8 protein-coding genes are annotated in these 6783 nt (G+C 63.1%); 2 read left to right on the forward strand and 6 right to left on the reverse strand.

The features are described from left to right. Nucleotides 1-9: 9 nt before the first annotated feature. The 5 genes from B3M53_RS09420 to B3M53_RS09440 form a co-directional block, all read right to left on the reverse strand. On the reverse strand, nt 10-999 hold the full coding sequence (locus B3M53_RS09420; RefSeq protein ID WP_286800204.1) for a cyclase family protein: 990 nt from the start codon (nt 997-999) through the stop codon (nt 10-12). Between the two features lie 38 nt (nt 1000-1037). Beyond that, nucleotides 1038-1637 (reverse strand): flavodoxin family protein, encoded by a 600-nt coding sequence (locus B3M53_RS09425; protein WP_286800206.1) that lies wholly within the window; start codon nt 1635-1637, stop codon nt 1038-1040. A 103-nt stretch (nt 1638-1740) separates the two neighbouring features. After that, entirely contained in the window at nt 1741-2634 is an 894-nt protein-coding gene (locus tag B3M53_RS09430) for a LysR family transcriptional regulator (protein WP_286800208.1), read from the reverse strand. 66 nt (nt 2635-2700) lie between these two features. After that, nucleotides 2701-3171 carry a DUF1772 domain-containing protein gene (locus tag B3M53_RS09435; protein WP_286800209.1) on the reverse strand — a complete coding sequence of 157 codons (471 nt, stop codon included), beginning with the start codon at nt 3169-3171 and terminating at the stop codon, nt 2701-2703. Nucleotides 3172-3190: 19 nt separating this feature from the next. Beyond that, nucleotides 3191-4060 (reverse strand): NmrA family NAD(P)-binding protein, encoded by an 870-nt coding sequence (locus B3M53_RS09440; protein ID WP_286800211.1) that lies wholly within the window; start codon nt 4058-4060, stop codon nt 3191-3193. Between the two features lie 122 nt (nt 4061-4182). Here B3M53_RS09440 and B3M53_RS09445 point away from each other — a divergent pair, with 122 nt between their 5' ends. Together B3M53_RS09445 and B3M53_RS09450 are read left to right on the forward strand one after the other, a co-directional pair. Continuing rightward, nucleotides 4183-4779 carry a TetR/AcrR family transcriptional regulator gene (locus B3M53_RS09445; protein WP_286800212.1) on the forward strand — a complete coding sequence of 199 codons (597 nt, stop codon included), beginning with the start codon at nt 4183-4185 and terminating at the stop codon, nt 4777-4779. Next, on the forward strand, nt 4776-5240 hold the full coding sequence (locus B3M53_RS09450) for a GNAT family N-acetyltransferase (protein WP_160093069.1): 465 nt from the start codon (nt 4776-4778) through the stop codon (nt 5238-5240). Before B3M53_RS09445 ends, B3M53_RS09450 begins: the two co-directional genes overlap by 4 nt. Here B3M53_RS09450 and B3M53_RS09455 read toward each other — a convergent pair. Beyond that, nucleotides 5235-6599: a dicarboxylate/amino acid:cation symporter gene (locus tag B3M53_RS09455; RefSeq protein WP_286800214.1), complete on the reverse strand. Its 1365-nt coding sequence runs from the start codon at nt 6597-6599 to the stop codon at nt 5235-5237. The genes B3M53_RS09450 and B3M53_RS09455 overlap by 6 nt on opposite strands. Between the last annotated feature and the right edge of the window lie 184 nt (nt 6600-6783).

Genomic DNA, 6783 nt, shown 5'->3' on the forward strand with positions numbered 1-6783 from the left:
TCCCCTTCCCTAGCGCAGAGGAAAGGCGAGCGGACGCATCGGCGCGGCGTCAGCCCCGCGCAAGCGCAAACCGCCGCCAATAAAGGCGAACTCATAGACCTGGTCGCGCGCCAGGGCCTCCAGAAACACAAGCTCGATGATCGGGGCCCCTTGTTCCGCCAAAAGATAGGTGTGCACCGGCACGTAATTGGCCGGATCTTCACTGGGGAAGGCCTCAAAGCTGAGATTGTCAGCGCCAACGATCATCGCCCCGCCCTCCTCAATCAGGAAGCGGGCGGCCTCCATGCCCAGACCGGGCGGGTTCTGCATGTAAGCCTGGGCGTCGTCATACACCTGCATGCGGCCGGTGCGGATCAGCACCACATCACCTTCAGCCAGAGACACCTGTTGAGAAGCGAGCGCGCCGACCAGCTCGCCCCGGCTGATCCGGTGACCGTCAGCAAGCTGATCAACCCCAAGAAACGCCGGCAGGTCAATCAAGACGCCGCGCGCAACGATGGGCGGCAACGCCTCAGCCCCGCCCACGCGCCAACCGCGATCGCCCAGATGTTCTTCTGCCGTGAAGCCGTTCCACACTTCGCCATTGAGCCCGAAATGGACCAGGGCGTCGATGTGCGTGCCGGTATGGGTGTACATCGAGACCGCCGCGCCCGTGTAGCTGACATGGTCGTTCATGGCGTGGCCCAGCCCCAGAGGGTCATCCACGCCCGTACCGTGCGGGGTGTGGGTCATCCAGATCCGATAATGAGGATCACCCGCGGCCTGCCAGCTGGGCATGCCGATGAAATACTCCACCGACAGATCATAGGGCGCGCCGCCCGAGATCCGGCCCAGAATGGCGGCCTGGCTGACCGGCGTCATCAGGTTGAGCCGTCCGATTTCATCGTCCGCCCCCCATGGGCTCACGCCGACTTCAGGACGGTCAGATTGCGCCGTTGCGACCGCGCCCAGGACTGCGGATAAAGCGGCGCCGATCAGCGCCGATGACAGGCGTGTCATAGCATTCTCCGTAAACTGAATGATTGAAAGCAAAGGCCTCAGGCAGGCTCTGCGATCTTCGCGCGACCTACGGCCATACGCTGCGCCAGCTCTGCGACGCGGGCGCCGAGCCGGGCCGCGCTTTCACGGTCGGCGGCGGGCGGGGCGAGGTCCGGTCCCTGGTCATTATTGGCCTGGGCCATGGCGCCCAGAGACGCCCCGATACGATTGAGATCGTCCACGCTGGCGGTCGAGCTATTATTGCCGGGCAACTGGTTGAGGCTCACCCACAGCATGCCGTGCTGGGCCGCAAGCGTGGCGAGCTGGCTGAGCGTGGCGAACTTGTCGCCGGCCTGCGAGCTGGAAACGGTGAAGCCCGCCGCCAGCTTGTCCGCCCAGCTCCGCGCCAGCCAGATGGCGGAGGTCTGGTCCATGAAGGTTTTGAACGGCCCCGAGACCGCGCCCATATAGGTCGGCGAGCCAAAAATGATCGCGTCGGAAACGGCGAGGATCGCCCAAGATTCAGAGTTCATGTCGGTGACGTCGATCAACTCGGCCCGCGCGCCGGACTGGCGCTCGACTCCTTGCGCGACGGCCTCGGCAAGAACGCGGGTATGTCCGTAGCCGGTATGATAGGCGATTGCGATTTGCGTGCGCATGGCGCTCTCCCGTGTGATGACGGGTCGAACCTTACTGCACGGCAAATTGAAAATAATTCAGACTTTTATTGATTTATATTTCACGAAACGTGAAATATAAATCCTAGCTCTGCATCGTCCTGAAATGCTCGACCAGAAAGTCGAGGAAGACCCTCACCTTGCGTGAGACCTCGCGCTGTTCGGGATAGACAGCGTATAGCGCCTGCGCTTCACCGCGCCATCCCGGCATGGCGTCGACCAGGGCGCCGGACGCCATGTCCTCACGCACATAAACATTTGGCAGAAGTGCGAGGCCCAGCCCTTGCTTTGCAGCGGCCTTGAGCGCGATCGAGTTGTTGATCCGCAGTCTCGGCTTGACCGGGACAGCTTGTATGCCGTCGGCGCTGAACAGCGGCCAGGTCTCCGGAGTTCCTGACCCGGCAAAAACCAGAGCGTCATGCGCACTCAGATCCTGAGGTGATGCAGGACGCCCCCGAGCTTCCAGATAGCTCGGCGCGGTACAGACAATCCTGTCCAGATCCAGCAATTTGCGCACTTTCAGGCTGGAATCCTGCAACAAGCCTCCCCTGATCGCCAGATCGAAGCCTCCACTGACCAGGTCCACATACTCATCGCTCATATGCAGATCGAGCAGAATGTCCGGGTACTGACGACAGAAATCTGGCAAGGCTTCAGACAGGGTCATCAGCCCCATCGACATGGGCGCTGACACCTTCAACCGCCCGCGCGGGCTCGCAGCTTCGGCGCGCACCTGCTCGTCAGCTTCCGCCAACGCGTCCAGCACCGCGCACGTCTGATGATAATAGGCCGCGCCCGCATCGGTCAGGCTCAGAGAGCGGGTGGTGCGCACGATCAACTGGACGCCAAGCCGGGCTTCGAGATCCTTGACCGCCTTGCTTACCGCGGCGTTGGACACGCCCAGATCCCGCGCCGCCGCGCTGAAGCCGTTACACTCAGCCACCCGCCGGAAGACTTCCAGCGTTGATAATCGGTCCATGGCCTGGCCCCTGCTCGATGCGACTCATAGGTGATCATCAATGATCGCCCACTCCTGATGCCGGACTCAAGTCAGCATCGTCAAAGCCGTCAGGAAGACTGCAAAGCTCAATGTCGTCCCCAGAGTGCGGATATGGTTCCAGGCGGTCCAGACGCGCCGATAACGCTCCCAGACATCCTCCGCACCGCCGCTGGCTTCAAGCGCCTTGTTAAGCGGCACACTCGCCACAAGCGTTACGCCGAAGACCAGCACGGCGTAAACGCTGGCGCCCAGACCGATGAGCCAGCGGGCGGTTTCCGGCGCCTCTTCCGGCGCCCACCAGACCAGCCCGGCCGCAAACGGGATGATGAGGAAAAAGCTGGTCAGAAAGACCGATCGCAACACCGTCCGGTTCAGACCGATCATGCCAGCCGCGCCGGCGCCGGGCGCGGCCTGAGACAGGCCGCGCATGATGAAATCTGAAAACGCCAGGAAAACGCCCGCCGTCAGGCCTGTCGCCAGAACCAGTCCCGCAAGCGCAAAGACATATACCGTCATCTCAACCTCCAGCATCGCTCTACACAGGTTCCGCCGCCAGCCAGACGCCGCGAGCGGCGGTCTTTCGGGCGTACGTCTCGAAATCCGTGGCGGGGCGTCCCAGCGCACGCTGAACGCCGTCGCAGACATGGGCGTTGCGGCCGTCAAAAACCGTGGTGAACAGGTAATCCATCAACCACACCACGTCTGCGGGCGCACCTTCGGCTTTTGCGCCCTCCAGAAAGGCGGCGTGCGGGATGGCCACGAAGTCTATGGTCCGGCCAGCAGCCTCTGACAGCGCTGCGGCCACATCCTTGAACGTCATCAAACGCGGGCCGGTGACTTCATAGATCTCGCCGTCATGACCGGGCTGGGTCAGCGCCGCAACCGCCACTTCGGCGATGTCATCGACGTCCACGAACGGCTCAGGCGTATCGCCTGCCGGCAGCGTGATCTGACCGGCGCGCACCATGTCCACGAAGGCGCCTTCGGAGAAGTTCTGATTGAACCAGCTGGCGCGCACCACACTCGCTTCCAGCCCGCTATTGAGCACGATCCGCTCACAGGCCTGCGCTTCGGCTTCGCCGCGGCCTGACAACAAGACCAGGCGTTGCACGCCCTGCTTTGCGGCGGCGTCCACAAAGCGGGTGATCGTCGAGACTGCGCCCGGGACCGCCAGATCCGGCGCGTACGCGATGTAGACGGCTTTCACGCCGTCCAGCGCCGCCGGCCAAGTGTCCGGCTGGTTCCAGTCAAAGGGAATGTCCGCCCGCCGCGAGCCCAGACGGATCGGATGGCCCTGCTCGGCCAGCACTTGCGCCACGCGACCGCCGGTCTTTCCGGTCGCGCCCGTGATCAGAATAGGGGAGGTGCGCGTGAACGCACGGCGGACTGCGTTGAAAATAGCCATGTCATGCTCCTTGCGTCACTTGACGCGATGTAAAGTTTACATGGCGTCAAGTAGGCGCCTCTTGACACGGTGTCAAGCGTAATCGATGGTGCGTCCGACTTTTTGCGCTCGGAGACCCCGCAATGGCCGCCACAGCCGACACCCGCACCAGGATCCTGAACGCGTGCCACACGCTGTTGGTCAGCGACACAGGCGCTTCGACCCGGATGAGCGATATCGCCAAAGCCGCCGGGCTGAGCCGGCAGGCGGTGTATCTGCACTTCAAGACGCGTGCGGAGCTTCTGATCGCCCTGACGCGTCATATTGACGAGGTCGAGGATGTGACGGGCAGGCTTGCGCCCAGCCGCGCCGCAACGTCCGGCCTTGAAAGGCTGGACGCCTATATCGAGGCGTGGGGCGGTTATATTCCGATCATCTATCCCGTGGCGCGCGCCCTGATGGCGATGGCCCCCAGTGATGAGGCGGCGGACCTGGCCTGGACCGATCGCATGACCGCCATGCGCCAAGGATGCGACGCGGCGATCCACGCCCTCGCAGCCGATGGCGATTTGCGCCCTGAACTGGACGCCCAAAAGGCGGCGGACCTGCTTTGGGCCATCTTGTCCGTGCGCAATTGGGAAGCGTTGACCCTGAGCTGCGGCTGGCCGCAAGCCCAATATCTGCATCACATGAAAGCGCTGACCCGAAACTATCTTTGCTCCAAGGAAACAGCATCATGACGTCTAACGCCCTCACCTTTCGGCGTGCCGGTCGCGACGATCTCGAGGCGATCATCGCCCTGCTCGCCGACGACGACCTCGGGCAGAGCCGTGAGCGTGTCAGCACGCCCCTTGATCCGGCCTATCTGTCCGCGTTTGACGCCATCCAGTCCGACCCCAACCAGCTCCTCGCCATACTGGAAGACGACGCGGGCGTTGCAGGATGCTTGCAGATCAGCTTCATCCCCGGCCTGTCGCGCCTGGGGATGTGGCGCGGTCAGATTGAAAGTGTTCGCATCGCCCGGCGCCGGCGCGGTGACGGGCTGGGCCGCACGATGATTGAGTGGGCGATCGAGCAATGCCGCCTGAGACAGTGCGGTCTGGTGCAGCTGACGTCTGACAAGGCGCGCACCGACGCTTTGAGATTTTACGAGACGCTGGGCTTCACAGACAGTCATGAAGGGTTGAAGCTCGCCTTATGACGCTGGCGGGTCCGTGAGTTCAGGCGTCGTCAGCGGATCCGCCTTCACATCCTCAAGCCAGCGATCCATCACCACACAGGCGGTGAGATCGCCCGTGACGTTCACCGCCGTCCGGCACATGTCGAGGATCCGGTCCACGCCCAGCAAGATCGCCACGCCCGCCGCCGGAATGCCCATACCTTGCAGAATCGTGGCGAGGATGATGATGCCGACCCCCGGCGTGGACGGGCTGCCGATGCTGGCCCCCACCACGGTGATCACCAGAAGCGCGAACTGGGCGGCGCTCAGATCCACGCCGAACAGCTGGGCGATAAACAGGGCCGCGACCACCTGATACAGCGCCGTGCCGTCCATATTCACGGTCGCGCCCAGCGGAATGACGAAGCGCGCAATGGGCGGCGCCACCTTCAACCGGTCTTCAGCGACCCGCAGTGACAGCGGCATGGTCGCCGCCGAGCTGGACGTCGAGAAGGCCAGGAGCTGCGCATCGACGATCTTGCCGGCGAACGCAAACGGATTGCGGCGTCCCAGCACGAGCACGATCACAAGATAGCAGGTGAGCAGGGCGGCGAGGCCGATCAGCACCGAGACGATATAAGCCGACAAGCCGATCAAGGCGTCGAAGCCGGCCCGGATGACGAAATCAGAGATCAGGCCCAGCACGGCGATGGGCGCCAGCCGCATGGCCCAGCCGATGATCTTCATCGCTACTTCCTGGACCGTCTGCAGCAGTCGGCTGAGCGGTTCGGACCTGTCCGGGCCGATGATCGACATCGCCACGCCAATGAACAAGGCGTAGACCACGATCTGCAGCATGTTGCCGGTCAGCATGGCGTTATCAATGTTGGCGGGCACCAGATTGGCGATCTGGGCGGGCGCGGACAGCACTTCGGCGGGTTCCGTCATCAGCGCGTCCACGGACCCGGCGGCTTCGGCCATAGCGGCGTCAGTAAAATTTGCTCCGTCGATGAACCTGCCCGGCTTGATCAGGCTCGCCACTGCGGCGCCCAGGAGCACCGCCAAGGTGGTCGTCCCGACAAAATACGGCGCGATTCGAAACCCGACCTTGCGCAGAAAAGCCGGGTCCCCCGCCGATGTCAGACCCAGAATGATCGAGCTGATGATCAGCGGGATCACCACCATCTGGATCACGTTCAGGAAGATCTGACCGGGCAGTCGCAGCCATTCCGCCACATCTTCGGCTGTACCAGCCTCAAGTGAGAAAGGGCCCTCGGTCTGTGGCGACAACAGCAAGCCAACGCCAACACCCACAACCATGGCGACCAGAATCTGCGCCCACAGACGGGACTCGATCAGGCCGCGGATATCGCGCACTCGCAAATTGCGCCGAACATTCATGGGCAAGCTCTTGTGACTTGTCTGCGGCTATTGAGACCTTCGCCCGCAGTCCTGGCAAGCTTTGGCGGACAAGCAAACTGCGTCCGATCACCTCATCAATATACGGCGCGCCAGCAGAGCGGCGGTCTTCGCCGTCACCCCGTCCTGGTCGTGAGCCGGGCAAAGCTCCACCAGATCGGCAAGC

Source organism: Oceanicaulis sp. UBA2681 (assembly GCF_002354675.1).
Lineage (GTDB): Bacteria > Pseudomonadota > Alphaproteobacteria > Caulobacterales > Maricaulaceae > Oceanicaulis > Oceanicaulis alexandrii.

Bases quoted from the DNA above. Each gene is read 5' to 3' on its own strand.
- B3M53_RS09420 (WP_286800204.1), bottom strand. From the start codon at position 999: ATGACACGCCTGTCATCGGCGCTGATCGGCGCCGCTTTATCCGCAGTC.
- B3M53_RS09425 (WP_286800206.1), bottom strand. From the start codon at position 1,637: ATGCGCACGCAAATCGCAATCGCCTATCATACCGGCTACGGACATACC.
- B3M53_RS09430 (WP_286800208.1), bottom strand. From the start codon at position 2,634: ATGGACCGATTATCAACGCTGGAAGTCTTCCGGCGGGTGGCTGAGTGT.
- B3M53_RS09435 (WP_286800209.1), bottom strand. From the start codon at position 3,171: ATGACGGTATATGTCTTTGCGCTTGCGGGACTGGTTCTGGCGACAGGC.
- B3M53_RS09440 (WP_286800211.1), bottom strand. From the start codon at position 4,060: ATGGCTATTTTCAACGCAGTCCGCCGTGCGTTCACGCGCACCTCCCCT.
- B3M53_RS09445 (WP_286800212.1), top strand. From the start codon at position 4,183: ATGGCCGCCACAGCCGACACCCGCACCAGGATCCTGAACGCGTGCCAC.
- B3M53_RS09450 (WP_160093069.1), top strand. From the start codon at position 4,776: ATGACGTCTAACGCCCTCACCTTTCGGCGTGCCGGTCGCGACGATCTC.
- B3M53_RS09455 (WP_286800214.1), bottom strand. From the start codon at position 6,599: ATGAATGTTCGGCGCAATTTGCGAGTGCGCGATATCCGCGGCCTGATC.